The sequence below is a fragment of the Bradyrhizobium sp. USDA 223 genome, from assembly GCF_044909005.1.
GTDB classification, from domain to species: Bacteria; Pseudomonadota; Alphaproteobacteria; order Rhizobiales; family Xanthobacteraceae; genus Bradyrhizobium; species Bradyrhizobium yuanmingense.
In genome coordinates this window covers 7876721-7902227 of the sequence record NZ_JBIYDR010000001.1, presented here as the reverse complement: position 1 = coordinate 7902227, position 25507 = coordinate 7876721, and the positions used below count along the sequence as shown (strand labels likewise).

Genomic DNA, 25507 nt, shown 5'->3' with positions numbered 1-25507 from the left:
AAAAACGGAAATATACGTCGCCCGCAACAACCGTGAATTGTACGCACTTGCCCGAATTTCGCGTAAAAGACGCAAAGGCCCGCTCGTCGAGGCGGACCACGACAAGAAACCAAATCGGGAGCGGAGAATGCCGAAATACAGGGTGGTGACGCCGAAGGGTGCGAGCTTCACGGTCGCCGGCAGCGATTATTCCTATGAGCGCGAGGCGCTCGATCCGATCGATGCCGAGATCATCGAGGCGCCCGCCGACGAGGCCGGGTTCATCGCCGCCGCGAAGAACGCCGACGCGATCTACGCCAAGGGCATCCCGATCACCAAGTCGATCATCGACGCGCTCGAGAGCTGCAAGGTCATCACGCTCGGCTCGGTCGGCGTCGACAGCGTCGACGTCAAGGCCGCCACGGCCCGCGGCATTCCCGTCACCAACATCCCCGACACTTTCATCGAGGAGGTCGCCGACCACGCCATGATGCTGCTGCTCGCGGGCTTCCGCCGCTTGGTCGAGCAGGACCGCATGGTGCGCGATGGCCGCTGGGCCGAGGGCCGGCCGGCCCTTTTGAAGATCCCGAGACTGATGGGCCAGACGCTCGGCTTCATCTCGTTCGGCCGGGTTGCGCGTGCGGTCGCCAAACGCGCCGCGCCCTTCGGCCTGCGCATGATGGCCTACGACCCCTTCATCCAGGAAACGCTGATGTACGAGCACGGCGTGATCCCGGCGACACTGAACGAGGTGCTGTCGCAATCCGACTTCGTCTCGATGCATGCCCCTGCGCGGCCCGAGGTGCACCACATGCTGACCGAGAAGCACTTCCGGCAGATGAAGAAGGGCTCGATCTTCATCAACACCGGCCGCGGTGCCACCGTGGACGAGGAGAGCCTGATCAAGGCGCTGCAGGAGGGCTGGATCGCGCACGCCGCCCTCGACGTGCTGGAAAAGGAGCCGCCCTCGCACAACAATCCCCTGCTCGGCATGGAGAACGTGACCCTGACCGCCCATGTCGCCTCGGCCTCGGCACGGTTCGACGAGGCGCGCAAGCGCCGGGTGGGCTACGAATTGTCACTGGTGCTCCAGGGCATGTGGCCGGTAAGCTGCGTCAATCCGTCGGTGCTGCAGAACACCGCGCTCCGCCGCTGGCAGCCCGTCAGCATGGACCGCGGGCCGAACAGCTAGGCGGGCGGCGCAGCAAGCGCCCACGACCGAAACGGCCCTTCACCGGCGATCAACGCCGGGAAGGGAGACATCATAGGGAGGTACTGATGAGGAACGACATCACACGTCGTGATGCCTTGGCGCTGGGCCTGTCCGCTGCAACGCTCGCGGCCACCGGTGCTGCAGCGCAAACATCCGCTATCAAGGCTGCCGACGTCCCGGCACCCAAGCGCGAGATCGAAAAGGGCGCGTCCTTGCGCATGCTGCGCCCGGTGCGCTTTGTCCAGGCGGACGAGGACGTGTTCCGCGCCAATGCGGCAAAGTTCACCAAGGACACCGGGGTCGAGGTCAAGGTCGACTTCGTCGGCTGGGAGGACATCAACCAGCAGACCGCGGTGACCTCGAATTCCGGCGCCGGCCCCGACATCATCATCGGCTTCTCCGACGCGCCTCACATCTACATCGACAAGCTGATCGAGCTCACCGACGTCGCCGACTATCTCGGCAAGAAGTACGGCGGCTGGCTGCCGCTGGCGCAACGCTACGGCAAGAAGAACAAGAGCGAGTCCTGGATCGGACTGCCGTTCGGCGCCACCGCAGGTCCCCTGATCTACCGCAAGTCGGTCCTGCAATCGGTCGGCTTCGACAAGGTTCCGGAAGATCATGCCGGCGTGCTCGACCTCTGCCGCAAGCTGCAAAAGGCCGGCAAGCCGGCCGGCTTCGCGCTCGGCAACGCCAAGGGCGACGGCAACGGCTTCGCCAACTGGGCGCTGTGGTCGCACAACGCCTCGCTGCTCGACGAGGAGGGCAACGTCACCATCAACAGCAAGGAGACGATCGCCGCGCTCAACTGGGTCAAGGAGCTGTATCCGACCTTCATCGCCGGCACGCCGTCCTGGAATGACGTCAGCAACAACCGGGCCTATTCCTCGCAGGAGATCGCGCTGACCGCCAACGGCGTCTCACTGTACTTCTCGCTGAAGAACGACCCGGCCACCAAGGCCATCGCCGAGGACAGCGAGCATCAGCTGCTGCCCAAGGGCCTGGCCAAGGTCTCGCCGATGGCGGGCCTGACGCTGAACGCCATGGTGTTCAAGCACAGCCCGTACCCCAATGCCGCCAAGGCCTTCCTGCAATACATGCTGGAGAAGGACCAATACGAGCCGTGGCTCAACGCCAATTCCGGCTATTGGTCGCAGCCGCTGGCCGCCTATGCCGAGGCCGCCGTGTGGTCGCAGGATCCGAAGGTGAGCCTGTTCAAGAACACGATGAACAGCACTTACTATGACGGCTACAAGGGGCCGATCTCGACGGCGACCGGCGCGGTCAGCGCCGATTACGTGCTGATTCAGATGTGCGCGTCCGTCGCCACCGGCGCCGCCACGCCGGAAGCCGCAGCTGCGGAAGCCGAGCAACGCTGCAAACGCTACTTCCGGCGACAGCGGTAGAGACCGTCATTGCGAGCGAAGCGAAGCAATCCAGAGACTCTCCGCAGATACAGTCTGGATTGCTTCGTCGCTTCGCTCCCTCGCAATGACGACGTGAAAGCCTAGAACAGGACAACACACTAATGTCCGTGACCACCCTTTCCTCCCACGCACTGGCGCAACGGCAGCCGAACTGGATCGTGCGCCTGTTCGACTACAAGCCGTTCCTGATCGTGATGTGCCTCGCGCCCGCGCTCGGGCTGCTCACGGTATTCCTGACCTATCCGCTCGGCCTCGGCGTCTGGCTCGCCTTCACCGACACCACGATCGGCCGCCGCGGCATCTATGTCGGGATCGAGAATTTCCAGTACCTGCTCACGGACCCCTTGTGGTGGAACGCGGTGTTCTACAGCGTGTTCTACACGGCCGTGGCGACCTTCGGAAAATTCGCGCTCGGCTTCTGGCTCGCCCTGCTGCTCAACAACCATTTCCCGTTCAAGAGCCTGCTGCGCGCCATCGTGCTGCTGCCCTGGATCGTGCCGACCGTGCTGTCGGCGCTGGCATTCTGGTGGATCTACGATCCGCAGTTCTCGATCATCTCCTACCTCCTGGTCGACGTGCTGCATTGGCGGGACAGCAATATCGACTTCCTCGGCTCGCCCTGGCCGGCGCGGTTCTCGCTGATCGCCGCCAACATCTGGCGCGGCATTCCCTTCGTCGCGATCTCGCTGCTGGCCGGCTTGCAGACCATCTCGCCCTCGCTCTACGAGGCCGCGATGCTGGACGGCGCCAGCGCCTGGCAGCGCTTCCGCTACATCACCTTCCCGATGATGCTGCCGATCCTCGCCATCGTCATGACATTCTCGATCATCTTCACCTTCACCGACTTCCAGCTGGTCTACGCCATTACCCGCGGCGGTCCGGTGAACTCGACCCACCTCTTGGCGACGCTGGCGTTCCAGCGCGGCATCGCCGGCGGCGAGCTCGGCGAAGGCGCGGCGATCGCGGTGTCGATGATCCCGTTCCTGGTGTTCGCGACACTGTTCTCCTATTTCGGCCTGGCGCGCCGCAAATGGCAGCAGGGAGAGGCCAATGACTGAAACCGCCGCGCAATCGACCGTCGCGGACGCAAAAGCGCCGCCCGACACCATGGCCTGGGATTCCGGGCTGCGGCGGCTGATGATGATCTATCTGCCGCTCGGCTGCTTCGTTCTGATCCTGCTGTTTCCGTTCTATTGGATGGCGATCACCTCGTTCAAGCCGAACGCGGAGCTGATGAACTACCGGGACAACAACCCGTTCTGGATCTCCTCGCCGACCCTGGCGCACATCAAGCATCTGTTGTTCAACACCGCCTATCCGCAATGGCTGAAGACGACGATGCTGGTCGCGATCGGCTCGACCACGCTGTCGCTGATCGCGAGCACGCTGGCGGCCTACGCGATCGAGCGCCTGCGCTTCCGCGGCAGCCCCTATGTCGGCCTCGGCATCTATCTCGCCTATCTGGTGCCGCCGTCGATCCTGTTCATTCCGCTCGCCACCGTGGTGGTGCAGTTCGGCCTGTTCGACTCGCCGCTGGCCCTGATCCTGGTCTATCCGACCTTCCTGGTGCCGTTCTGCACCTGGCTCCTGATCGGCTATTTCAAGTCGATTCCCTACGAGCTCGAGGAATGCGCGCTGGTCGACGGCGCCACGCGCCTGCAGATCCTGCGCCGGATCACGCTGCCGCTCGCCGTGCCCGGGCTGATCTCGGCCGGCATCTTCTCCTTCACGCTGTCCTGGAACGAGTTCATCTACGCCCTCGCCTTCATCCAGAGCGGCGCCAACAAGACCGTGCCGGTCGCGATCCTGACCGAGCTCGTCACCGGCGACGTCTATCAATGGGGTGCGCTGATGGCGGGATCGCTGCTTGGCTCGCTCCCGGTCGCGATCTTCTACTCGCTGTTCGTGGATTACTACGTGTCCTCGCTGACGGGTGCGGTGAAGGAGTAGCCCCGCTCTCTCGTCCCCCTCTCCCCGTTCTCACGGTCTGCAGGCGGGGAGAGGCGAAGAGCGCTGCGGCCTTTGGCCCGGCTTCACAATACTGCAACATGCGATCCGCATAAGCGTTGCGTCCGCCAACAGGAGACGCACATGCGCGCGACCTTTCTTTGCACCGTCGCCACGATCATCCTCACCGCGAGCACAGCGCTCGCGCAGAGCGAGGGCGAATTTCCCGCCAAGCTCGCCGGCCACGCGGTGATGCCGGCCGAAACCTTCATCGAGGCGCCGGCTGATGCCCCCGCCGATCTCAAGGCGGCGGGCAAATATACCACCGGCAAGCGGGTCGACGCGCTCGGCACCGTGATGGGTAAGTCCTTCGAGCGTCCGACCGGCGTGTCGCTGCCGTTCAAGGGCCAGCCGCTGCAGGGCCATTCCGGCATCAAGACCCTGCCCGACGGCACGTTCTGGGTCCTCACCGACAACGGCATGGGCGCGCGCGCCAACTCGCCGGATTCGATGCTGTACCTCAACCGCTACAAGATGGACTGGGCCAGCGGCAAGATGGAGCGGCTGGAGACCATCTTCCTGCACGACCCCGACAGACGCGTCCCCTTCCGCATCGTGCATGAGGACACCCAGAAGCGCTATCTCACCGGCTCCGATTTCGACACCGAAGGTTTCCAGATCGTCGGCGACACCTTCTGGATCGGCGACGAGTTCGGCCCCTACGTCCTGAAGGCGGACAAGTCAGGCAAAATCCTCGGCGTGTTCGATACGGTCGCCGACGGCAAGCCGGTGCGCTCGCCCGACAATTGGGCGGTGGGGACGCCGGCCGCGCCGGGCGCGACCTACACCAATGTCAATCTCCGCCGCTCCCGGGGCTATGAGGGCTTCGCCGCGTCGAAGGACGGCAAGTTCCTCTACGGCCTGCTCGAGGGACCGCTGTGGGATGCCGACAAGAAGGACTGGGAGAAGGTCGACGGCAAGGAGGCCTCGCGCATCCTCGAATTCGACGTCGCTGCGGAGAAATTCACCGGCCGCTACTGGCACTATGTGTTCGAGCAGAACGGCAACGCCATCGGCGACTTCAACATGATCGACCAGGCCTCCGGCCTCGTCATCGAGCGCGACAATGGCGAAGGCACCGCCGACAAGGCCTGCCCGCAGGGCCAGCGCGGCGAGAACTGCTTCCCCGACCTCGCCAAGTTCAAGCGCGTCTACAAGATCGAGCTGACCGACGCCAATGTCGGCAAGCCCGTGCGCAAGATCGGCTATATCGACCTGATGAAGATCAGGGATCCCGACAAGAAGGCGAAGAAGCCGCTCAACGACGGCGTCTACACTTTCCCGTTCTTCACCATCGAGAACGTCGATCGCGTCGACGACACCCACATCATCGTCGGCAACGACAACAACCTGCCGTTCTCCTCCAGCCGCGATCCCAACAAGGCCGACGACAACGAATTCGTGCTGCTCGAGGTTGCGGATTTCCTGAAGGCGAAGTGAGCACTCCGCCATTCCTTCCTCTCCCGCATTTCGCGGGAGAGGAAGTCGTGCCATCATCGGCCATCGAACTTCACGCCGATCTTAATGTGCATGGTCGCATAGGTGATCTCGGGCGGCACCGGCGGAAATGGCTGGGCCTGACGCACCATGGCCATGGCCTGAGCATCGAGCACTGCGACTCCCGATGAGCCGCCCACGCGACTTGACAACACTTGCCCACCGCGACCGAGGGCAAGGTTCAGCGTCACGATCCCATTTTGTCCGTTTGCGCTCTTCGGGTATTGGTGGAACCGCATGAGATGCGCGCGGACCCGCTGGTTATAAGTCGCCATCATCGATGCTACTGAACCTGCATTCACTGCGGACGCCAGCGGGGCTTCACGCTCCGCGCGCGGCGGTGCGCTGGTGCGCGGTGCCGGAAGCGCATCCGACGGCTTCCGGGCGTCGGGGCGCACCGCCTTGGGCTTCGCCGGGGCGGACTTCTCCACGGGAGTCACTTTCGCAGGCTCGGGCTTCGGCGGGCTCGGCTCGAGCTTCTGTTCCGGTGGAGCCACCACATCCGGCTGCTCCTGCGGCGGTGTCGGCGGGATCATTTCCTCGACAGCCTGCTGCTGCACCGGCTCGGGCGGTGACGCATCCGCCTGCTGCATCGTCGGTCCCGGCGCGATGTCCAGCGGCATCGACCGCGGTGCCGACGTCTCCGGCGTCATGTCGATCAGGATGGCCGGCAGGTTGACGCCCTCGTCCGGCACCTGCTTCAGCAAGTTCATCGCAAGCAGCGCGGCGCCGAGATGCAACGCCACGATCATCGTCGCCGAGGCGCCCCAGGGCGCGCCCTCCCGCTCGTCAAGCGGCTGATGCAAGGCAAAGGCGTTCGCGGCCATCAGCTGCGTCCGTCGAGCCCGACGAGGGCGACCTTGAGATAGCCGGCGTTGCGCAAGGTGTTCATCACCTCCATCAGGTCGCCATAGGACACGGCCTTGTCGGCGCGCAGATAGATGCGCTCGTCCTTGCGGCCCTTGGTGGCGGCGACGAGCGAGGTGCCGAGCGCGTCGCGAGCGACGATATCCTCGCCCACAGCGATCGAAAGGTCCGGCTTGACGGTGACGAAGACCGGCTTGTCCGGACGTGGCGCCGGCTCGGCGGCCGTCGCCGGCAGATCGACGCCGATGTCGACCGTGGCGAGCGGTGCGGCCACCATGAAGATGATCAGGAGCACCAGCATCACGTCGATGAACGGTGTGACGTTGATCTCATGGGTGACCTCGAGATCGCTCGCGTCGCCGCGGGAGCCGAGCTTCGATGTCCCCAGCCTGGCAGCCATGGCCTACTCCGCCGCCCGGGCCAGACGGAAATGGCCGTGGTCGCGCTGGCGGCTCAGCAGCAGCATGAGCTGCGCCGAGGCGTCGCCAAGCAGGGCACGATAATTGGCAATGCCGCGGACAAGGTGATTATAGATCACGACCGCCGGAATCGCGGCGACGAGACCCAGCGCGGTGGCGAGCAACGCTTCGGCGATGCCGGGCGCGACGACGGCAAGGCTGGTGGTGTGGCTCTCGGAGATGCCGATGAAGGAGTTCATGATGCCCCAGACGGTGCCGAACAGACCGACGAACGGCGCGATGGCGCCGATGGTCGCGAGCACGCCGGTGCCGCGCGCGATCTGCCTGGACATCGCCGCTTCGACCCGCTCCAGCCGTAACGCGACGCGTTCCTGCAGGCGGTCGTCGAGAATGCCGCCGGAGAGCTCGGCCTCCCTGGCGCAGGACTGGATCAGCTGCGCGACCGCGTCGCGCGCGTCGCCGGCCCGCGCGGATGCCTCGGCCAGAGTCATGTTGCCCTCGAGCGCACGCGTCCGCTCGAGAGCAAGCGAGCCCTTGCGGCACAGCTCGATGGTCTTGGCGAGCCACACCGTCCAGGTGACTAGCGAGGCGACGGCGAGCCCGATCATCACGATCTGCACGACGATGTCGGCACCGAGGAACATGCCCCAGGGCGACAGATTGCGCGGCAACAGCGCCGCGTCGAGTGCGAACGCCGGTGCCGGCGCGAGCGCCAGCGCGCTTGTTAGGATCACATGGCGAAGCGTGGAATTGCTCTGCATCCTGATCTCCCGACCCGTTGAAGCAAGCTAGAGCGCGGGCACGATCCGGTCCGCAAGCTGCCGGAACCGCGCCAGCTGGTCCGCGCGCAACGCCCTCGTCTCGTCGCGGCCGACGAAGACCTTGAACATGATGCCGCCGTCGGCGTTCACGAAGGCGACGAAGGCCGAGGACTTGCCCATGAAGGGCCGCTCGACGAAGGCAATTCCCGCGCAGCGCTCATGGCGGAGATGGCCGTGCAGGCCCTTTGGCTGCATCAGGTTGAAATAGCCGCGGCCGATCTCCCCCGTGGGAACGGTCCCGGTGAACTCGAAGATCGCATCATCCGTGTGGACGATCAGCGTGACCTCGCCCCATTCCGCGATGTCCTGCATGGCGGCGGCAAAATGTTCGCCGCTCCCGATGCGCACCATTGACGGCGGCAACGCCTCGATCACCGCGCGCGGTGTGACGCTGCGCTCGCGCGCGACGTCCTCGATCACCGCGCCGGAATTTTCGGCCATGTACGCCTTGAGATCGGCGAGATCGGTGCTCAGCATGTCCGGCTTCCTTTCGTCATCGGCCGCGATCAGGCCGCCGCGCTCGCCTTGCGCTCGGTCATGATGACCTCGAAGCCTTCGAACTTGGGGTGACCGAGATAGAGGCTCTCGCCGGTCTTGTTGTCGGCGCGCGCATGAGCGCGGCGGAATTCCTCCGAGCGCGTCCAGGCCTCGAAAGCCGCCTTGTCGACCCACACGGTATGCGAGGAGTACAGCGTGTGGTCCTCGGCGACCGACCCCTTGAGCAGATGGAATTCGACGAAGCCCGCCATGCTGCCGAGATAAGACTCGCGGGTCCGCCAGACGGTTTCGAACGCGGCTTCCGAGCCGGGCTTTACCTGGAAGCGATTCATGGCGATGAACATTCGACTTTTCTCCTGTGACTTGTAAATCGGCGATTGCCGATCGGATATTTCAGAACGGACCGAAAGCCACGCTGACGCATCAGCGTGGCTTTCGAGATCAGCAAGGCAGAACCTCCGGTGTCTCCCTCAGGTGCCGCCAAAGTGGTACTTGAGACCACCCTTGATCACGAGCCCGGCGCCGGCGCTCGCCCACTTCACGTCGTTTTGCGTGTCGCCCGTGCTGCCGACCGGAATGGCGTACGGACGATAGTAGCGGTTGAAGAGGTTCTCGACGGAGAAGTTGAGCGTGAGATCCGGCGTCGGGTGATACTGCGCGTACAGATTGACGAGATCGTACGAGGTCGCCGGCGTGTAGGTCCTGGGGATGTCGTAGTTGGCGATTGCCGACGTCCACATCATCGAAAGGATGAGGGTACGGTCGAGCAGACGCACGCCGGCCGTCGTCGTGATCTTCTGCGGCGGAATGCTGTAGAGGCCGAAGCCGGTCTGGAGATTCTTTCCGCTCTGATAGGTCCCGGAGAGGCCGAAGAACCACAGGTTCGCGTCATACATCGCCTCGGCCTCGACGCCTTGAATGAGCGCGGACGCCACGTTCTGATACTGCAGGAACGGCAGCACCGTGATCGACGGTGCCGGTGGCGGCCCGGTCGGGACCACGAGCGGGTTTCCGTAAGCGACCTGATCGATGAAGTCGCTGATGTCATTGCGGAACACGTTGATCTTGCCGCGCAGCGTGTCGCCTGCAGTGAACAGATCGTTCTTCTTGATGTTGAAGCCGATCTCCTTGTTCTTGCCGACCTCGGGGCGCAGGTTGGGATTGGGCACGAAGCAGAAGGTCGAATCCGCGCCCGGTCCCGGCGTGCCCGACGGACAGCGGAAGAACGAGTCGTTGACCGTCGCGCCGGCATGCGGGCCGCTCACCAGCGTCTCCGTGATCGAGGGCGCCCGGTAGCCTTCCGCGTAGCTGGCATAGGGGGTCACGACCGCGGTCGGAACGAGAGCAACCGTGATCTTCGGCGAGAGGCGATCGCCGCCCGACGACGAGGACGCCGAGGAAAGCTGATAATTGTCGTAACGGAGCGCACCGATCACCTCGAGCATCGAAGTGTAGTTCGCCCGCCACTGCACGAAGCCGCCAGACACCGTGCGCTGGCCGCCGGGCGTCGTCACTTCGGCGGTACCCGTCCTATCCTGCGTAGATACTTTGTCCTGAAAGGCGTCCAGGCCGTATGTCACCGCGTGACGCCAGCTTCCAGTGTCGAACCGCGTCGTATTGTGCACGTCGACACCGATTGTATCGAGCAGATAGCCGCGGTTGCTCCCGATGCACCCCGAAACGGCATTGCCCGGCACGCCGCCGCAATAAACGGACGGGGTCGTGCTGGTATGTCTCGTCTTGACCTGATCGTTCTCGGTGCGATTCCAGTAGATCTTCGCATCCCAGTCGAACCATTGATCATCCGGCTGCGAGTATTTCCAGCCGAGCGTCGTGGTGTAATTCTTCACGTTGGAGGCGTAGATCGACGTGCCGTTCAGATTGTTCGTGCCGTTCGCATTGGTCGAATTGGGATCGCCCGCGCGTCGCGGCGGCTGGCCAAGGCTGTAGATGTCTTCCTGGAAGATGGCGCCGAGCTTGACCTCGTGACCGTCCGCCGGCCGCACCGTCAGCTTGGCGATGCCGCTGCTCAGACGGTTGCCGGTGTTTGCGACTTCGTAGCCGGTACCGTCCTTGTAGCTCTCCTGCGTCGAATAGGTGCCGCCTGCGAACACGTCGACATTCGGATTGACATGCACGCCGCCGAAGGCCGAGCCGAGCGCACGTCCATAATTGCTGCCGAGGATGGTTTTCACGTCGAGGCCCCAGCGCTCTCCCACGCGGACAACGTCCTCGATGTCCTTGGTGCGGAACGAGGCCACGCCGCCGATCGCCCCGGAGCCGTAGATGTTCGCGGTCGGGCCGCGCACGATGTCGATGCCGCTGATCAGTTCCGGATTGAGGAAGAACGAACCATTGGCGAAATGACCGGTGCGCTGGTAGTTCTGCCGCGCGCCGTCGACCACGACGGCAACACGGCCGAAATCCTGAAGGCCGCGGATATTGATCGAGGTCGACGGCTCGTCGCCGCGGTTCTGAACCCATACGCCGGGAACGTTGTAGATAAGATCGCCGACGGTGCTGGCCTGACGGGCTTCGATCTGCTCGGACGTCACGACACTGACCGGCGCAAGTGCGTCGACGGCTCGCTCTTCCGTCTTGGTCGCCGCAACCGTGATGGTGTCGAGCACTTGAACCGGCGAGGCGCCGCCCGCCTGCGCGCGGGCGTTCATCACCTCGGGCGCGGCCCGCTGCGCAACTTGGGGCGCCTGCTTGCGCCTGGCCTGCTTTGGCTTTTCCGACGACGCGTTTTCACTCTGCGGCGATGCGGTCTGCGCGAGACTGCCCTCCGCCGTCATTGCCGCAATTGAAACCACCGACGCGCCCAAAATCAGGGCGCGCGAATACCTAGCCCCGTCAGCCATATCAGCCCCAGCCTGCACTTCACTTTAGTTTTTGATGTCGTCTGGCTGGCGCGCGCTCGCAACGCGAGCGACTGGCTGGCTGATTGTCTCAAGAGGCGGGCGAGTTCCCCGCTGTCGGAAATGGTTACGTGGCAACACTCTGACGGTCAATGACATCGGGTTACAGTTTATATCGATTGTAAACTGCGACGGTTGGAATGCGCTTGGCGCCACCTGTACAAACGGGCGGTACTCCAGCTTTCGAAAGCGCATCACACCGACAATGTCAGCAACATCAGGAGACAACAGCGGCAGCGCGGCAGGACCGGCACAAAGCCCTTCTGCAGCAACGCGAACTCTCACCATGCGCGGCAGCCGCATCGACAGCCGCGAGCTGTTTGCCGCCGAGCGCGAGATCATCATTGCGCATGGCGAGGACAGCTATCGTCTCCGCCTGACCTCGCAGAACAAGCTGATCCTGACGAAGTAACTGCAATGACATGTTGCCGCACCCTCGCCCGTCTCCTGCTCTCCGGCGGACTCGCGTTCGCGTCTGCTGCGCACGCCGCGGGCATCACCGTGCATGACGCGCGCAATCGCGACGTCACTGTTACCGATTTTGCCCGCACGGTGTCGATCGGCGGCGCCATCACCGAGATCCTCTATGCGCTGGGATTGGAAAGCCGGCTGGTCGGCGTCGACACAACGAGCCTCTATCCGGCGGCGGCACTGCAAGACAAGCCGAATGTCGGCTATGTGCGCCAGATCTCGGCCGAAGGCGTGCTCGGTCTCAACCCGACGCTGATCCTGGCGATCCAGGGCTCGGGCCCGCGCGAGACCATGGACATCCTGGAGACGGCGAAGGTGCCGCTGGTGCTGGTGCCCGAGACCTTTTCCGAGGAAGGCCTGATCGAGAAGATCAAGCTGGTCGGCCATGCCATGGGCGTCGATGCGCGTGCCGAATGTCTCAGCGCCGCGGTCGGCGCCGATCTTGCACAGCTCCGTGCCCTGCGCGCCAAGGTAACGAAGCCGGTGCGGGTGATGTTCGTGATGTCGCTCCAGAACGGGCGGGCGATGGTGGCGGGCCACAAGACCGCGGCGGATGAAATCATCCAGCTCGCGGGCGCGGCCAACGCGGTCGAGGATTACGACGGCTACAAGGTCATCAGCGACGAGGCGATCGTGGCCGCAAAGCCCGATGTCGTGCTGTCGATCGAGCGCGGCAAGGATTCGCTGCAGGCCGATGCAGTCTACACGCATCCCGCCTTTGCGCTGACGCCGGTCGCGGCCAACAAGAGCTTCATCACCATGGATGGGCTTTATCTGCTTGGCTTCGGGCCGCGCACCGCGGCAGCGGCGCGCGATCTCTCGGTCAAGCTCTATCCGGCCTTGGCCGAGGGCGGCGCGTTCGCGTCAGCGCTGTCGACGGCGAATTGCCGGCAATGAGCGTGGCCGCCGGGATCGAAGCACGACGCCCGCGACACGGCGCGGGGCGGCGGTCCGCATCGTTCGCGATCCCCCTCCTGCTCGTGGTGCTGGTGGTCACCGCGATCGGTGCCCTGACGGTCGGTGCCGCCGGCATCCCGCTCTCCCGGCTGCCAGCCGCGCTGGGCTTGGCCGGCGAAAGCACGACCATGACGGCCCGCGACCAGCTCGTGCTGTGGTCGATCCGCATTCCCCGGATCGCGGCGGCGGCGATGATCGGCGGGCTGCTTGCCGCGGCCGGCGCGATCATGCAGGGGCTGTTTCGCAACCCGCTCGCCGATCCCGCCCTGGTCGGCGTCTCCAGTGGCGGCGCGCTCGCAGCCGCGAGCGCGATCGTCTTCACCGATTCCCGCTTCGGCGAGGCGCTGCGCTTTCTCCAGACCGAGCTGTTGCCGCTCGCCGCCTTCGCAGGTTCGCTGGCGACCACCACAATCCTCTACGGCATCTCCAGCCGCTCGGGACGCACCTCGATCGCGATCTTTCTGCTCGCCGGCGTCGCCATCACCGCGATCGCCAATGCGGGCATCGGCCTCCTGGTATTCATCGCCGACGACCGTCAGCTGCGCGACATCACGTTCTGGATGCTGGGCTCGATGAGCGGCGCGACCTGGACCAAGGCCGCCGTGCTCGCGCCGGTGCTCATTGCCGGACTCGCAGGCTGCGTCTTCATCGCGCGCGGCCTCGACCTGCTGGTGCTCGGCGAGGCCGACGCCTTTCACGGCGGCGTCGACGTCGAGCGCCTGAAGCGGATCTCGATCGTGATGGTCTCGGCCATGACCGGCGTCGCTGTGTCGATCAGCGGCGTGATCGGCTTCGTCGGCATCGTCGTGCCGCATCTGCTCCGTCTCGTGATCGGCCCGGCGCATCGCCTGCTGCTGCCGGCCTCGGTGCTGTCAGGCGCGATCCTGATGGTCGGGGCCGACACGCTGGCGCGCACCATCGTGGCGCCCGCGGAGATGCCGATCGGCATCCTGACGGCGGCCGTCGGCGCACCCGTCTTTCTCTTCATCCTGCTGCGGCAGCGCGGGCTCGCCGCGCTATGACCGCAGTGCTCGAAGCACGACACTTAGGCAAGCGCGCCGGCCGCGCGACATTGCTTGACGGCGTCAGCCTAACGGTTGCGGCCGGCGAGATGATCGCCATCATCGGCCCGAACGGCGCCGGCAAGTCGACGCTGCTGCGGCTGCTCTCCGGCGATCTCCGCCCGAGCGCCGGAGAGGTACGGCTCAAGCAGCGCGACATCGGCAGCTTCGCGCCGCGCGAGCTCGCCGCGCGCCGCGCGATGCTGTCTCAGCACATCAACGTCACCTTCCCCTTCACCGTCGAGGAGATCGTGCTGATGGGCGCGGGCGAGCGCAGCTTGCGCGAGGCCGGCCCGCTCGTCGACGCCGCGCTGGACGAGGTCGGGCTTTCTCATTTCCGCGAACGGCAATTGCCGACGCTGTCAGGCGGCGAGCAGCAGCGCGCCCATTTCGCCCGCGTGCTGGTGCAGCTCGCCTGCGGCGAAGCCAAGCACGGCCCTGGGCTCTTGCTACTGGACGAACCGACCTCGAGCCTCGATCTGCGCCACCAGATCGACCTCGTCGAGGCGGCCCGCCGCCGCGCGGCAGCCGGCACCGCCGTGATCGCGATCCTGCACGATCTCAACCTCGCGATCCGCTTTGCCGACCGGCTGGTCGTGCTGGCCGGCGGCAGGCTCGCTGCAGACGGCCCGCGCGCCGATATCGTCACGCGGGAGAGGATCCGGGACGTCTTCGAGATCGACGCGGACGTGAATCAGGTTGACGGCGTGCCTTATGTGCTGCCGCAGTCGATGCGGGCTGCGGGGCAAGCTGAACTGCCGCCACGGTGAAGGTGCGCTCCCTCGCCCCGTTCTTACGGGGAGAGGGTTGGGGTGAGGGGCCTCTCTCCACACGCGAGATGGTCGAGAGACCTGTACCCCCTCACCCGGATTGCATCTTCGATGCAATCCGACCTCTCCCCGCAAGCGGGGCGAGGTGAAGCTGCGCCACCTGTGCAGGAAATCAGCCCGCCGGCACGATCACCATGCTCCTGTCCTTCGGCCAGCGGACGCGCCAGGCGAAGTTGATGTCGCGGACCTCGCCGGGCTTGGCGTCGAACGACCATTGCAGCACCCCGCGCTTGTCGCGGATGTTGCTTGCGGTGGGCTGGGTGCTCGAGGGCAGCATCTCGACGACGATGTCCTCGTTCTCGCTGACCGGCAGCTGGTCTTCGATGGAGACCTTGATCGGGAAGTCGTGGCCGTTGCGGATCGTGGTCTTGAACGCGCGCTCGTCGGTCTTCGACGTCGTCAGGAGCAAGCCGGCCGAACCTTCGTTGCGCTTGAGCACGGCGCGCTCGATTTTCACCTTGTCGTCGGCGCCGAAGCCGAGCCGCACGATGTCGTCCTTGGCGGACGCGGTGATGTTGCCGCGGCCGACGTAGACGCCGCCGCGGTAGATCGCGACCTTGCCGGGCAGCAGAATGGCGTCGTCCGCCTGCTTGAAGCTGGCTTCGAGAAACGCGGTCGGATCCAGCACCGGCGCGGCGCGCACCGCGAGGTCGGCGGGAACATTGACGGAAGCGATGCGGAGACTCTTGGCGCCTTCGGCCGCGCCGAGGCTGACACGGCCCGGAATTTTGAAGGTGGCCTGGAAGTCGCCCATCTCGGCGACGGCCTGTTGCTCGTCGGTCCGCTCGGTCGTTTCTGCGACCTTGGACATGGGCTCGTACTGCGCCGAACGCTGGCGGACGGTTGGCGCGGGGCGGGCCAGATCCGAAGTCGTGCCGAGCGCCGGCGGCTTCGGCACTTGCGGATACTGCGCTACCAGCGAGTTCAACTCAGGGGCACTGCCGCCGCGGCTGATGCGGACCGTGGAGACGCCGAGCGTCACGTTCGACCAGTCCTCGCCGGTGGCCTGCGTCACCTCGGCGCGACGAACCAGCTCGAGCTGCGGCTTGCGGTCCTTGGCGCCGGTGTCGAGCCGGGCGTCGTAGAGCGGCACCCAGCGCGCGTTGCGCACGGTATAGGTCACGCGCAGCGTCGCCTTGGTCGCGGCGGCCGAGGCGACGTCGATCCGCACTTCCAGCTTGCTCGGCGGCTTGGCCGAGCGCTCGGCTTCCAATTCCGCGATCTGGCGGTCAAGCTCGCGCTGTTTTCGGGTGGCTTCACGAATGGCGGTGTCCGCAGTCGCGACCTCCTCGGCGACAGCCGCAAAGGCCGTGCGCCATTCGGCGATCGGACGTGCCTCGCCCTTCTCGCCGAGGCCGGCCGGCGAAGCTTCAGCAAAACGCTGCGCAAACTTGCGCCGGGCATTGGCGGAATCGATCGCGCCCTGCAGATCGGCCCGTTGATCCCTCAGCGCTTCGATGCGCTTGTCGAGCTCGGGCAGGTTGACCGGCGGCGCGGCCTTCGGCGGGCGTGCATCGATCGTGCCGATGGTGAGCTTGGCGCCCGCCTCGCCTTCGACGCGGAGGGAAGACGGGTCGAGCGAGAGCGGAAAATCCTTGGCCACCAGCGTCGAGTCGCCGGAGGCGAGATCCAGCGAAATGACGCGGGTGACGGTGGCGCCATCGGGATAGACGGTGACCGTATCGATCGTCGAACTGGCGTCCACGTTGGCCGCCCATGACGGCGATGCGAGCGCCGTGGTCACCAAGACCAGCCCCGTAGTTGCCAAATATCTTGCGGTGATGCGCATGAAGTCCCTCCTGCCGGTATCGCCGCGCCGCCAGCCGGACGCGCGCGATGAGATGCCTCGCCATCGTGGTTGGACGCGGCAGGGAAGGAACCGGTTCGATTGAGACTTCCGTGGGGCGCCGCCGCGGCGGCACCATGTCTGTGGAACGCTCGGTGGTCCGGGCGGCTTCAGGCCTGGGCCTAAGAGCCCTGGCCGAAAATGCGCCGGAGCAGATCGGTCACGTTCTTGGCGCCGGCCTTCTTCAGAACGCCGGCGCGGTAACCTTCGACGGTCCGCGCGCTCAGATGCATCCGCCGGGCGATCTCCTTGTTGGTAAGGCCGGCGGCAAGATGCTCGAGCACGTCGGCTTCGCGCGCGGTCAGAGGCTCACAGCCCGGCAGCCAGCGTTGCCGGATCGCCCCGGGTTGCGCGAATTGATCGATGGCGGCATCGATCCGGTTGACGATGTCGTGGGTGCGGAACGGCTTTTCGATGAAGTCGGTCGCGCCGCTCTTGATGGCGTCGACCGCCATGGCGATGCTGCCATTCGCCGACGTCACCAGCACCGGCGCCAGGCAATTCTCCTCGCGAAGCTGCCTGAGCACCTCGAGAGCGGAGCGATCCGGCGGCATCTCCAGCAGCACACAGGCCGGCATCCGCGCCTTGGCTTCCGAGAGCAGAGAGGCACCATCGGCAAAGCAGATCACGTCATAGGCGCTCTGTTCGAGCGCGGCGGAAAGTTGTTCGCGGGAGGCGGCGTCGGTGTCGATGACGAATACCTCGCCCTTGGAAAGCATGTTCCCCGGCATAGTCCCGATCCAGCAATGTCTTGGTCAAATGGCCCGAGACGGCCGGGGCCCCGTCGCGCCCGCCGTCATGCGCACGGCATTCACGCCGGTGCTTCGGTTTCCCTTTATGTATGTTCCATCCGGTTCCTGGATTTGACGGATCGGGACAGAAACTTTACATTTCGGGACATCTGCGGGAATGGCTGACAGGAACGGTTTGCATGACCGACCTCATTCGCAGCGCAGGCTTGAGCTGTTACCCCGAGGTCGCCCGGTCGGCCGGGCTCGACCCCAGCCAGATGATGCGCAAGGTCAGGCTGCCGCTGGCCTGCCTCGACCAGCCGAACACCCCTATCGCCGTCACCGGCATGCGCCGCCTGCTCGAACTATCGGCAAAGGCCTCCGGTGCAGAGGATTTCGGCCTGCGTCTCGCCGAGCGCGGCGGCCTCACCAATTTCGGCGCGGTCGGCCTGATCGTGCGCGAACAGGCGACCGTCGGCGAAGCGATCGAGGCGTTTTCGCGCTTCATCCATATCCATCACGACGGCATGCGGCTCGAGGTCACGCGTGACGAGCGGACCGTGACCATCACGCTGCATTTGCGCGGCCGGCGGCCGCGCGCGCCGCGGCAGTCGATCGACATGGCCCTCGGCAGCGTTCAGCGCATCATCCAGTCGCTGTTCGGAGGCGATTGGCGGCCGCTGGAAGTGCATCTGCACTACCCGCCCCCGCTCGACCGCAAGCGTTACCGCGACTTCTTCGGCTGCCGGGTGATCTTCAATGCGGACGACGATGCGATCCTGTTGTCGGCGCACGACATGCAGCGCCGGATCCCAAGCGCGCATCCCTTGATCGCGAACTACCTGCGCAAGCGGATCGAGGCGATCGAGAGCAGGCCGGCAAGCTGGGAGGCGAAGGTCGACGAGGTGGTGCGCAGCCTTCTCGCCAGCGGCGATTGCACGGTCGAGCGCGTCGCCGAGCATCTGGCCTGTACCCGCCGCACCATCCACCGCCGCCTCGCCGCATCGGGCACCAGCTTCTCGGCCATCCTGGACGCGCAACGCGCCGATCTCGTGATCCAGCTGATCGAGGATCCCGCCCGGCCGCTGGCCGACATCGCGGTGCAGCTCGGCTTCTCCGCACAGAGCGCCATGGCGCGCTGGTTTCGCGGCCGCTTCGGCTGCACCATCACCGAGTGGCGCAAGGGCGTGCGGCCTTCCTCGGCGCCACCCTCGGCGAGTGCCGCCTGACCTCAGCGTGCCGGAGCGGGCACGCCCATCGTGGCGAGCGCCCGCCGCCCGCTGCCGGCGAGCAGCGGACCAAACGCGAGGGCAAATCCCAGGAAGGCGAGAATCCAGCCGCAGGCGGCGATGTGCAGCAGCACGTCGCCATACGCGGGCAACACGACGGCACCGACCCGGGCCAGAGCCGCAATGATGATTGCAGCATAGATTCCCTGGATCGCCGGCGAAGCCGTCAGCGCCTGTCCGGTATGGCCGAGGCTGGCGCGGGTCATCACCGCGAGCGTCATCGTTCCCGCCGCACCTGCCATCCAGGCATGGATGCCGGCGCTCGGCGGCAGCTCGCCGAAGGCGGCCACGGCATTCAGGATGAAGCCGAGCGGCACGAAGACATAACCGACATGAAGGATCAGCAGCAGCCGCTCCCGCGTGGTGCGGTCGCCGGCCCAGCGTGCAAGCCGAACCAGATGCAGCACGCCCACTGCTGCCATCGCGACGCCGGTGATCATGTTCAGCGGTGCCGCGATCCATGCGATCAGCGCCAGCGCGCTCAAGCCGATCACCGCGCCGTCAAATCGTCCGAACGGCACCGGAAGACGGCCGGGATTGAACTTGACCAGCCAGTTGCGGGTGAAGCTCGGAATGATGCGGCCGCCGATCAAGCCGATCAGCAGGGCGACCACGCCGATGCCGACGCGGAAGCTGACGTCGGCTGCGCCTTCGTAATGCGTCTCGACATGGAAGGCGACGTTGCCGGCGAGCAGAACCAGCACCAGCCCCACCACGGGCAGGTTTCGCCAGTTGCCGCCTGCGATGATCTCGCGCGTCGCGGCGGCAACGACCAATGCCAGGAACGCGGCATCGACGACCAGTGCAAACGCCCAACCGGTATTCGCCGACAGCGTCACCGCGACGCGTCCGGCAAGCCAGACCGTCACCAAGCCCGCGAGCGGCGCGCCCTGGATCGGCAGGCGCCCCGTCCAGTTCGGGATGGCGGTGAACAGGAAGCCGGTGATGACGGCCGGCAGGAAGCCATAGAGCATCTCGTGGATGTGCCAGTCGCGCGGCGCGAACGCGGAGCTCACCGACAGTTCGCCGTAGAACATCGGCAGCCAGAGCAGGATCGACAGCGCCGCCTGGATTGCGGCGAGCAGGAAAAAGGGGCGAAAGCTGTTCGCAAACAGCGGCCAGCCCGCAAAGTTGCGGGATCGGGCGCCAGCCATGGGTCAACTCCAATCAATTCAGACCGTTACTCAGATCGTTATTTGGAAAAATACTGCCGCCGGGCCGCCTCGTTTTGCGCTAACGCAAACTACCTGACGATTGCAGGTGCCATCACACTCCCCGATGCCAGGGAGGCAGAATGGCCAAGGTCGACACATCGCTGGTTGCGCATCTGCCGCTGTTTGCGGGGATGACGCCGGAAGCTCTCGACGAGATCCTGCGTGAGGCCCGCTCGGCGCGCTATCCCAAGAACAGTGCAATCTTCGAGCAGGGCGCGGACGCGCAGTCCTTCTTCCTGCTGCTGCACGGCCATGTCCGCGCGGCCAAGACCACGCCCGCCGGCGAGCAGATCGTGGTGCGCTATGTCTCGCCCGGCGAGACGTTCGGTCTCGCGATGGCGATCGGAGCCGCGCGGTATCCGGCGACGGCCATGGCCGTCGACGACAGCGTCGTGCTGATCTGGCCGAATTCGGCCTGGCCGCGGCTGGTCGAGCGATTTCCGGGGCTTGCCGCCAACACGCTCCAGACCGTGGGCACGCGGCTGCAGGAAAGTCACACCCGTATCCTGGAAATGTCGACCCAGCAGGTCGAGCAACGCATCGCGCACGCGCTGCTGCGCCTCGCCAAGCAGTCCGGCAGGAAGCGCGACCACGGCATCGAGATCGACTTCCCGATCAGCCGCCAGGACATCGCGCAGATGACGGGCACCACGCTGCACACCGTCAGCCGCATCCTGAGCGGCTGGGAGAGCCAGGGCCTCGTCGAGAGCGGCCGCCAGCGCATCGTTCTGCGCGAGCCGCACAAGATCGTGGTTCTGGCGGAGCGGAGCGCCGACAGCGGCGCGGCATGAAAGCCGAAGCATCCCTCCTCAAGATAGTAGGGTGAGGGGCGCTTGCGCTTACGACGCAAGCGCGCCCTCATCCGGGAATCCGCGCACACCTGCGCGCTTCCTGACCGTTTCACGCCGGCACGCACTCGCTCAATGCGGCGAGGAACTTCTCGCGGTCGATGCCATGCTCGCGGCAGGCGTCATCGACCGTGTGGAAGGTTGCGATCGGACAGCCGACGCAAGCCATCCTGAAGGCGAGAAACACGCGGATCGTATGCGGCGCCGAATGCATGATGTCATCGACCAGATCGTCGGATCGGAAGGGCATGGACAACTCCATTCCGATCGACGATAGCGGCGCGGGACCGAGTTTCTTTGCTGGAGCGCAAGCTGCCTTGTCATTCCGGGGCGCGCCGCTTGGCGCGAGCCCGGAATCCATTGTGCAACGGATTGCGTGGAAGGATGGATTCCGGGCTCGCGCTTCGCGCGCCCCGGAATGACAGGGAGCTACACCGCCCGACTGTGCAACCGCTTGCCTGGATCCAGATGCGCATCGAACGCGGCGGCGACGCTGCGGACCAGGAAGCGCGAATCTCCGGCGACGGCGAGCCGCTCGCCGTCCAATCTCACGACGCCGTCGGAGATCAGCGGCTTCAGACGCGATGCCGATTTCAGCATGACGTCGGCCTCCGCCCCGTGGCGCGCGCAGATGTCGCCGAGATCGGCACCGAACTCGCACATGATGCGTTCGATGATGTCGGCACGCAGCCGGTCGTCATCGGTGAGGCCATAGCCCTTCGCGGTGGCGAGGCGGCCGGCAGCGATGCTCTGCGCATAGGCGCCGATCTGTACCTCGTTCTGGACATAGCCCTGCGGCAGATGTCCGATCGCGCTGGCGCCGAAGCCGAGCAGGACTTCGCTCCGGTCGGTGGTGTAACCCTGGAAGTTGCGCCGCAGCGTGCCCTGCTCGAACGCCACGGCCATGGCATCGTCGGGCCGCGCGAAATGATCGAGCCCGATCTGCACGTAGCCGGCCTCTTTCAAGGCATTGGCGATGGCGCAGGCTTGGTCGTGGCGCGCAAGGCCGTCGGGCAACACGCCTTCGTTGATCATGCGCTGGTGCTTCTTGAAGTCCGGCACGTGAGCATAGCCGAACACCGAGAAGCGGCTGGGCGCGAGCGCGAGGCTGCGCCGCACCGTCTCCAGGCACGAGGCCACGGTCTGGTGCGGCAGCCCGTAGATCAAATCGAAATTGATGCCCTCGATTCCGGCGCCGCGGAGCATCTCGACCACGGACGCCGTCTGCGCGAAGCTTTGCACGCGGTTGATCGCCCGCTGCACCACGGGATCGAAGCTCTGCACGCCGAGGCTCGCGCGGTTGACGCCGGAGAGCCGCATCGCCTCGACCATGTCCGCGGTCAACGTGCGGGGATCGATCTCGACCGCGATTTCGGCCGAAGGCAGCACAAAGAATTCCTGGCGCATCGTCGCCATCAATTCGGCAAAGGCGTCCGGCGCCATGATCGTCGGCGTACCGCCGCCGAAATGGATGTGCTCGACCTTGATGCGGTGGCCGATGGCTTCGGCGGTCAGCGCGATTTCGCCGCGCAGCGTCCGCTGGTAGCCGGCGACGAGATCGTCGCGGCGGACGATCTGGGTATGGCAGCCGCAGTACCAGCACATCTCGCGGCAGAACGGCACGTGCAGATAGAGCGATGCGCTGGCGGCCACCGGCAGCTCCGCCAGCCAGCGGGCATAGGCGTCCGGACCGATCGCGGGTGTGAAATGCGGTGCGGTCGGATAGCTGGTGTAGCGAGGCAGGCGCTCCTCGCCGTAGATCGCCGCAAGATCAGCTCTCATAAGTTACCCATTCGTAAATCCCCGCCGCGCGCGAGACATCGCGGCAAATCACGGAATGAACTCAAATAACCAGGATCGGCGGACCCGACTTTGCGCTCGCGCAAAGCGGAGGCGCCGGTTCCCGGCCATTGTGAGAAAAATCGCGGCCATCCGGAGCGTTTGCCATGAGGCTTTTCGCACTCGAACTCATTCTCTCCCTGCTCGACGTCCGCGGCCATATCCCGCGTTTCGACGACTTCCGGCCGGTCCCGGCCGCGCCGGCCCCCGTCGGCGTGGTGCGCGCCCTGGCCGCCGCGATCGCCGTCTTCACCGCGCTGTCGCTGGCGGTCTGGGGATTGGTCTGGCTTACCGTGAACCTGCTCTGACCGGCCGCACCTTCGTCAAGGCTTGCATTGCGATCTCATCCCCGCGCATGAGCCGTGGCGATCGAGATCGCAATGCAGTCTGAACATGCAAACGAGTTGCTGCTGAATTGACGCGCGGCCCCGATCGGCATCGCGCCTGCGGACGCGGTGAGTCGGCCTCGCCCGATCCCTCTCTTTCGAGAACCCAAGTCCTGTTGCGGAGGTGAATCCGGCGGAAGCTTGTCGCAGCACAAACACGCTTTCCGTAACAGGCGCACACTGCACTCCGTCATCAAAACCATTTCAGATGAAGGATGCTTCCGATGTTCACCCGCAGAGCCGCATTGATCAGCGCCGCCGCGACCGCCCTGATGTTGGCGACCCCGGCTTGCGCCGCCGGCGATCTCAAGCTGCCGCGTCAGAAGGTGGAGCTGGTCGCTCCGCCCTTCGTGCACGCGCACGAGCAGGCCACGACACAAGGCCCCAAGATCGTCGAGTTCAGGATGACGGTCGAGGAGAAGAAAGTCGTCGTCGACGACAAGGGTACCACCTTCCAGGCGATGACGTTCAACGGCTCGATGCCGGGCCCGCTCATGGTCGTGCACGAGGGTGACTATGTCGAGCTGACGCTGGTCAATCCCGCGACCAACACCATGCCGCACAACATCGACTTCCATTCCGCGACCGGCGCGCTCGGCGGCGGCGAGCTCACGCTCATCAATCCCGGGGAGCAGGTCGTGCTGCGCTGGAAGGCGACCAAGACCGGCGTGTTCGTGTATCACTGCGCACCGGGCGGCCCGATGACCCCCTGGCACGTCGTCTCGGGCATGAACGGTGCCGTGTTGGTGCTGCCGCGCGAGGGGCTGAACGACGGCAAGGGCCGCGCGCTGAAATACGACAAGGTCTACTATATCGGCGAGCAGGACATGTACGTGCCGCGCGACGAGAAGGGCAATTTCAAGTCCTACGAATCGCCGGGCGAAGCCTTCACCGAGACCGAAGAGGTGATGAAGAAGCTGACCCCGACCCATGTCGTGTTCAACGGCAAGGTTGGCGCGCTCACCGGCAAGAACGCGCTCACCGCGAAGGTCGGCGAGAACGTGCTGATCGTGCACTCGCAGGCCAATCGCGACAGCCGTCCGCATCTGATCGGTGGCCACGGCGACTATGTCTGGGAGACCGGCAAGTTCGGCAACGCGCCCGAGGTCGGGCTCGAGACCTGGTTCATCCGCGGCGGCTCGGCGGGAGCTGCGCTATACAAGTTCCAGCAGCCCGGCATCTACGCCTATGTCACGCATAACCTGATCGAGGCGGCCAGTCTCGGCGCCACCGCGCACTTCAAGGTCGAAGGCAAGTGGAACGACGATCTGATGATGCAAGTGAAGGCGCCTGCCGAAATACCTCCTGCCAGCACCAACTAGACGCGATGAAGGGGCCGGTCATCGCCGGCCCCTTTTTTCCTTCTGCGGAGGAATGATTGTGCTGATCGCATTCAAGCTCAAGCTGGCACTTGCCTGCGCGGCCGGGCTTGCGGGGCCGCTGGGCGTTGCGCCTCTGGTCTCGGAGCTGACGATGCGCCATGCCGTCGGCGAGCCGGCCTTGGTCGAGGTCGCCCCGGGCAGCTTCGCCTATCGCGAGGCCGGCGATTTCACCCGCGGCGGACAGCACGCGGAAGCGCCGATGCGCACCATCCGGATGAACCGGCCGCTGCGCATCATGCGGAATCAGGTCGCTTCATCCGACTATCAGCATTGCGTGCAGGATGGCGCCTGCCGCGCACTCGATCGCGACGTCGCAATCGCCCCCGATCGTCCCGCAGTGCAGGTGAGCTGGCACGACGCTGAGGCCTATGCAGGCTGGCTGTCGCGCAAGACCGGCCATCAATACCGCCTGCCGAGCGACGAGGAATGGGCCTTTGCCGCCGGCTCCAGATTCCGGGATGACGGGGTACCGGTTGATGCAAGCGACCCTTCGAAGCGCTGGATCAGCCGCTACGAGCGCGAATCCGAACGCGACCTCTCCGACACCACGGCTCATCGCTTCGGCAAGTTCGGCCCGAACGAGCATAGCGTCGAAGACCTCGCCGGCAATGTCTGGGAGTGGACCGCGACGTGCTTCGTGCGCTCGCGAGTCGATGATTCCGGCAATCCCGGCCGCGCGACCATGAATTGCGGTGTAAGGGTCGCCGAGGGCGCGCACCGCGCCTATGTCACCGACTTCATCCGCGACGCCCGTGCCGGCGGCTGCGCCGAGGGCGTGCCGCCCGCCAATCTCGGCTTCCGCCTGGTGCGCGAGGAGACGTGGTGGCTGGCCAGCGTCTCGCAGCGCTTGAGCAAAGCGTGGCCGGCAGGATCATAGGGCGCCAATCATTTCCCATGACCGTCGCTTCAGTATTAGAATGAGTCTAAAAGATACTTTGGAATTGCTCTAAGCTCATGCCCTCGCGACATCGCGTCGCTAACGTTGTCTCACCGCCTGCGCTACT

25 protein-coding genes are annotated in these 25507 nt (G+C 65.3%); 14 read left to right on the top strand and 11 right to left on the bottom strand.

Annotated features, from left to right (window positions below):
* Positions 1-127: 127 nt before the first annotated feature.
* From ABIA40_RS36820 to ABIA40_RS36800, 5 genes are all read left to right on the top strand, one after another.
* Positions 128-1171 carry a C-terminal binding protein gene (locus ABIA40_RS36820; RefSeq protein ID WP_271543068.1) on the top strand — a complete coding sequence of 348 codons (1044 nt, stop codon included), beginning with the start codon at positions 128-130 and terminating at the stop codon, positions 1169-1171.
* Positions 1172-1257: 86 nt separating this feature from the next.
* Complete coding sequence (locus ABIA40_RS36815) at positions 1258-2598, top strand: ABC transporter substrate-binding protein (protein ID WP_057028022.1); 1341 nt, start codon at positions 1258-1260, stop codon at positions 2596-2598.
* A gap of 122 nt (positions 2599-2720) precedes the next feature.
* Entirely contained in the window at positions 2721-3677 is a 957-nt protein-coding gene (locus tag ABIA40_RS36810) for a carbohydrate ABC transporter permease (protein ID WP_035998865.1), read from the top strand.
* On the top strand, positions 3670-4569 hold the full coding sequence (locus ABIA40_RS36805) for a carbohydrate ABC transporter permease (protein ID WP_370100639.1): 900 nt from the start codon (positions 3670-3672) through the stop codon (positions 4567-4569). Before ABIA40_RS36810 ends, ABIA40_RS36805 begins: the two co-directional genes overlap by 8 nt.
* A gap of 141 nt (positions 4570-4710) precedes the next feature.
* Entirely contained in the window at positions 4711-6066 is a 1356-nt protein-coding gene (locus ABIA40_RS36800; protein ID WP_271543066.1) for an esterase-like activity of phytase family protein, read from the top strand.
* Positions 6067-6119: 53 nt separating this feature from the next.
* Here the strand turns inward: ABIA40_RS36800 and ABIA40_RS36795 are convergent, their stop codons facing one another.
* The 6 genes from ABIA40_RS36795 to ABIA40_RS36770 form a co-directional block, all read right to left on the bottom strand.
* The gene (locus ABIA40_RS36795; RefSeq protein WP_404546101.1) at positions 6120-6950 is read right to left on the bottom strand and encodes a TonB family protein; all 831 of its coding nucleotides are present in this window, start codon (positions 6948-6950) and stop codon (positions 6120-6122) included.
* The gene (exbD, locus tag ABIA40_RS36790) at positions 6950-7390 is read right to left on the bottom strand and encodes a TonB system transport protein ExbD (RefSeq protein ID WP_404546099.1); all 441 of its coding nucleotides are present in this window, start codon (positions 7388-7390) and stop codon (positions 6950-6952) included. The genes ABIA40_RS36795 and exbD overlap by 1 nt, the downstream gene beginning before the upstream one ends.
* Before the next feature lie 3 nt (positions 7391-7393).
* Positions 7394-8170: a tonB-system energizer ExbB gene (gene exbB, locus ABIA40_RS36785; protein ID WP_404546097.1), complete on the bottom strand. Its 777-nt coding sequence runs from the start codon at positions 8168-8170 to the stop codon at positions 7394-7396.
* A 27-nt stretch (positions 8171-8197) separates the two neighbouring features.
* Positions 8198-8707: a heme utilization cystosolic carrier protein HutX gene (gene hutX / locus ABIA40_RS36780; protein ID WP_275510490.1), complete on the bottom strand. Its 510-nt coding sequence runs from the start codon at positions 8705-8707 to the stop codon at positions 8198-8200.
* Positions 8708-8736: 29 nt separating this feature from the next.
* Positions 8737-9072 carry an antibiotic biosynthesis monooxygenase family protein gene (locus ABIA40_RS36775; protein WP_404546095.1) on the bottom strand — a complete coding sequence of 112 codons (336 nt, stop codon included), beginning with the start codon at positions 9070-9072 and terminating at the stop codon, positions 8737-8739.
* A 126-nt stretch (positions 9073-9198) separates the two neighbouring features.
* Positions 9199-11592, bottom strand: coding sequence for a TonB-dependent hemoglobin/transferrin/lactoferrin family receptor (locus ABIA40_RS36770; RefSeq protein WP_404546093.1), 2394 nt, complete (start codon positions 11590-11592; stop codon positions 9199-9201).
* A gap of 262 nt (positions 11593-11854) precedes the next feature.
* Here ABIA40_RS36770 and ABIA40_RS36765 point away from each other — a divergent pair, with 262 nt between their 5' ends.
* Genes ABIA40_RS36765 through ABIA40_RS36750 form a run of 4 tightly spaced genes read left to right on the top strand, consistent with a single transcriptional unit; the run spans position 11855 to position 14908 of the window.
* Positions 11855-12061, top strand: a complete 207-nt coding sequence (locus tag ABIA40_RS36765) for a hemin uptake protein HemP (protein ID WP_404546091.1) — start codon at positions 11855-11857, stop codon at positions 12059-12061.
* A gap of 5 nt (positions 12062-12066) precedes the next feature.
* Positions 12067-13017: a hemin ABC transporter substrate-binding protein gene (locus tag ABIA40_RS36760; protein WP_275503421.1), complete on the top strand. Its 951-nt coding sequence runs from the start codon at positions 12067-12069 to the stop codon at positions 13015-13017.
* Complete coding sequence (locus ABIA40_RS36755; RefSeq protein ID WP_404546089.1) at positions 13014-14099, top strand: FecCD family ABC transporter permease; 1086 nt, start codon at positions 13014-13016, stop codon at positions 14097-14099. The genes ABIA40_RS36760 and ABIA40_RS36755 overlap by 4 nt, the downstream gene beginning before the upstream one ends.
* A complete protein-coding gene (locus ABIA40_RS36750; RefSeq protein WP_404546087.1) occupies positions 14096-14908 on the top strand; it encodes a heme ABC transporter ATP-binding protein in 813 nt (270 codons plus the stop codon). The genes ABIA40_RS36755 and ABIA40_RS36750 overlap by 4 nt, the downstream gene beginning before the upstream one ends.
* A gap of 172 nt (positions 14909-15080) precedes the next feature.
* Here the strand turns inward: ABIA40_RS36750 and ABIA40_RS36745 are convergent, their stop codons facing one another.
* Together ABIA40_RS36745 and ABIA40_RS36740 are read right to left on the bottom strand one after the other, a co-directional pair.
* Entirely contained in the window at positions 15081-16757 is a 1677-nt protein-coding gene (locus ABIA40_RS36745; RefSeq protein WP_404546085.1) for a mucoidy inhibitor MuiA family protein, read from the bottom strand.
* A 179-nt stretch (positions 16758-16936) separates the two neighbouring features.
* A complete protein-coding gene (locus ABIA40_RS36740; protein WP_404546084.1) occupies positions 16937-17545 on the bottom strand; it encodes a response regulator transcription factor in 609 nt (202 codons plus the stop codon).
* Between the two features lie 200 nt (positions 17546-17745).
* On the opposite strand from ABIA40_RS36740, the gene ABIA40_RS36735 reads away from it, so the two are divergent.
* Positions 17746-18774, top strand: coding sequence for an AraC family transcriptional regulator (locus tag ABIA40_RS36735; protein WP_404546083.1), 1029 nt, complete (start codon positions 17746-17748; stop codon positions 18772-18774).
* Between the two features lie 2 nt (positions 18775-18776).
* Here ABIA40_RS36735 and ABIA40_RS36730 read toward each other — a convergent pair whose 3' ends face one another.
* Positions 18777-19988, bottom strand: coding sequence for an NnrS family protein (locus ABIA40_RS36730; RefSeq protein ID WP_404546081.1), 1212 nt, complete (start codon positions 19986-19988; stop codon positions 18777-18779).
* Positions 19989-20128: 140 nt separating this feature from the next.
* Here ABIA40_RS36730 and ABIA40_RS36725 point away from each other — a divergent pair, with 140 nt between their 5' ends.
* On the top strand, positions 20129-20839 hold the full coding sequence (locus tag ABIA40_RS36725) for a Crp/Fnr family transcriptional regulator (RefSeq protein ID WP_404546080.1): 711 nt from the start codon (positions 20129-20131) through the stop codon (positions 20837-20839).
* A gap of 109 nt (positions 20840-20948) precedes the next feature.
* Here the strand turns inward: ABIA40_RS36725 and ABIA40_RS36720 are convergent, their stop codons facing one another.
* The gene (locus ABIA40_RS36720) at positions 20949-21146 is read right to left on the bottom strand and encodes a DUF1858 domain-containing protein (RefSeq protein ID WP_157286877.1); all 198 of its coding nucleotides are present in this window, start codon (positions 21144-21146) and stop codon (positions 20949-20951) included.
* 179 nt (positions 21147-21325) lie between these two features.
* On the bottom strand, positions 21326-22678 hold the full coding sequence (gene hemN, locus ABIA40_RS36715; protein WP_404546078.1) for an oxygen-independent coproporphyrinogen III oxidase: 1353 nt from the start codon (positions 22676-22678) through the stop codon (positions 21326-21328).
* A 164-nt stretch (positions 22679-22842) separates the two neighbouring features.
* Here hemN and ABIA40_RS36710 point away from each other — a divergent pair, with 164 nt between their 5' ends.
* From ABIA40_RS36710 to ABIA40_RS36700, 3 genes are all read left to right on the top strand, one after another.
* A complete protein-coding gene (locus ABIA40_RS36710; RefSeq protein ID WP_404546076.1) occupies positions 22843-23043 on the top strand; it encodes a hypothetical protein in 201 nt (66 codons plus the stop codon).
* A gap of 302 nt (positions 23044-23345) precedes the next feature.
* A complete protein-coding gene (nirK, locus tag ABIA40_RS36705; RefSeq protein WP_404546074.1) occupies positions 23346-24443 on the top strand; it encodes a copper-containing nitrite reductase in 1098 nt (365 codons plus the stop codon).
* Between the two features lie 58 nt (positions 24444-24501).
* Positions 24502-25380, top strand: coding sequence for an SUMF1/EgtB/PvdO family nonheme iron enzyme (locus tag ABIA40_RS36700; RefSeq protein WP_404546072.1), 879 nt, complete (start codon positions 24502-24504; stop codon positions 25378-25380).
* The last annotated feature ends 127 nt before the right edge of the window (positions 25381-25507 follow it).

What these genes read in the sequence shown, in the direction of transcription:
- ABIA40_RS36820 (WP_271543068.1), top strand. Translation starts at nt 128, where the DNA reads ATGCCGAAATACAGGGTGGTGACGCCGAAGGGTGCGAGCTTCACGGTC.
- ABIA40_RS36815 (WP_057028022.1), top strand. Translation starts at nt 1,258, where the DNA reads ATGAGGAACGACATCACACGTCGTGATGCCTTGGCGCTGGGCCTGTCC.
- ABIA40_RS36810 (WP_035998865.1), top strand. Translation starts at nt 2,721, where the DNA reads ATGTCCGTGACCACCCTTTCCTCCCACGCACTGGCGCAACGGCAGCCG.
- ABIA40_RS36805 (WP_370100639.1), top strand. Translation starts at nt 3,670, where the DNA reads ATGACTGAAACCGCCGCGCAATCGACCGTCGCGGACGCAAAAGCGCCG.
- ABIA40_RS36800 (WP_271543066.1), top strand. Translation starts at nt 4,711, where the DNA reads ATGCGCGCGACCTTTCTTTGCACCGTCGCCACGATCATCCTCACCGCG.
- ABIA40_RS36795 (WP_404546101.1), bottom strand. Translation starts at nt 6,950, where the DNA reads ATGGCCGCGAACGCCTTTGCCTTGCATCAGCCGCTTGACGAGCGGGAG.
- exbD (WP_404546099.1), bottom strand. Translation starts at nt 7,390, where the DNA reads ATGGCTGCCAGGCTGGGGACATCGAAGCTCGGCTCCCGCGGCGACGCG.
- exbB (WP_404546097.1), bottom strand. Translation starts at nt 8,170, where the DNA reads ATGCAGAGCAATTCCACGCTTCGCCATGTGATCCTAACAAGCGCGCTG.
- hutX (WP_275510490.1), bottom strand. Translation starts at nt 8,707, where the DNA reads ATGCTGAGCACCGATCTCGCCGATCTCAAGGCGTACATGGCCGAAAAT.
- ABIA40_RS36775 (WP_404546095.1), bottom strand. Translation starts at nt 9,072, where the DNA reads ATGTTCATCGCCATGAATCGCTTCCAGGTAAAGCCCGGCTCGGAAGCC.
- ABIA40_RS36770 (WP_404546093.1), bottom strand. Translation starts at nt 11,592, where the DNA reads ATGGCTGACGGGGCTAGGTATTCGCGCGCCCTGATTTTGGGCGCGTCG.
- ABIA40_RS36765 (WP_404546091.1), top strand. Translation starts at nt 11,855, where the DNA reads ATGTCAGCAACATCAGGAGACAACAGCGGCAGCGCGGCAGGACCGGCA.
- ABIA40_RS36760 (WP_275503421.1), top strand. Translation starts at nt 12,067, where the DNA reads ATGACATGTTGCCGCACCCTCGCCCGTCTCCTGCTCTCCGGCGGACTC.
- ABIA40_RS36755 (WP_404546089.1), top strand. Translation starts at nt 13,014, where the DNA reads ATGAGCGTGGCCGCCGGGATCGAAGCACGACGCCCGCGACACGGCGCG.
- ABIA40_RS36750 (WP_404546087.1), top strand. Translation starts at nt 14,096, where the DNA reads ATGACCGCAGTGCTCGAAGCACGACACTTAGGCAAGCGCGCCGGCCGC.
- ABIA40_RS36745 (WP_404546085.1), bottom strand. Translation starts at nt 16,757, where the DNA reads ATGCGCATCACCGCAAGATATTTGGCAACTACGGGGCTGGTCTTGGTG.
- ABIA40_RS36740 (WP_404546084.1), bottom strand. Translation starts at nt 17,545, where the DNA reads ATGCCGGGGAACATGCTTTCCAAGGGCGAGGTATTCGTCATCGACACC.
- ABIA40_RS36735 (WP_404546083.1), top strand. Translation starts at nt 17,746, where the DNA reads ATGACCGACCTCATTCGCAGCGCAGGCTTGAGCTGTTACCCCGAGGTC.
- ABIA40_RS36730 (WP_404546081.1), bottom strand. Translation starts at nt 19,988, where the DNA reads ATGGCTGGCGCCCGATCCCGCAACTTTGCGGGCTGGCCGCTGTTTGCG.
- ABIA40_RS36725 (WP_404546080.1), top strand. Translation starts at nt 20,129, where the DNA reads ATGGCCAAGGTCGACACATCGCTGGTTGCGCATCTGCCGCTGTTTGCG.
- ABIA40_RS36720 (WP_157286877.1), bottom strand. Translation starts at nt 21,146, where the DNA reads ATGCCCTTCCGATCCGACGATCTGGTCGATGACATCATGCATTCGGCG.
- hemN (WP_404546078.1), bottom strand. Translation starts at nt 22,678, where the DNA reads ATGAGAGCTGATCTTGCGGCGATCTACGGCGAGGAGCGCCTGCCTCGC.
- ABIA40_RS36710 (WP_404546076.1), top strand. Translation starts at nt 22,843, where the DNA reads ATGAGGCTTTTCGCACTCGAACTCATTCTCTCCCTGCTCGACGTCCGC.
- nirK (WP_404546074.1), top strand. Translation starts at nt 23,346, where the DNA reads ATGTTCACCCGCAGAGCCGCATTGATCAGCGCCGCCGCGACCGCCCTG.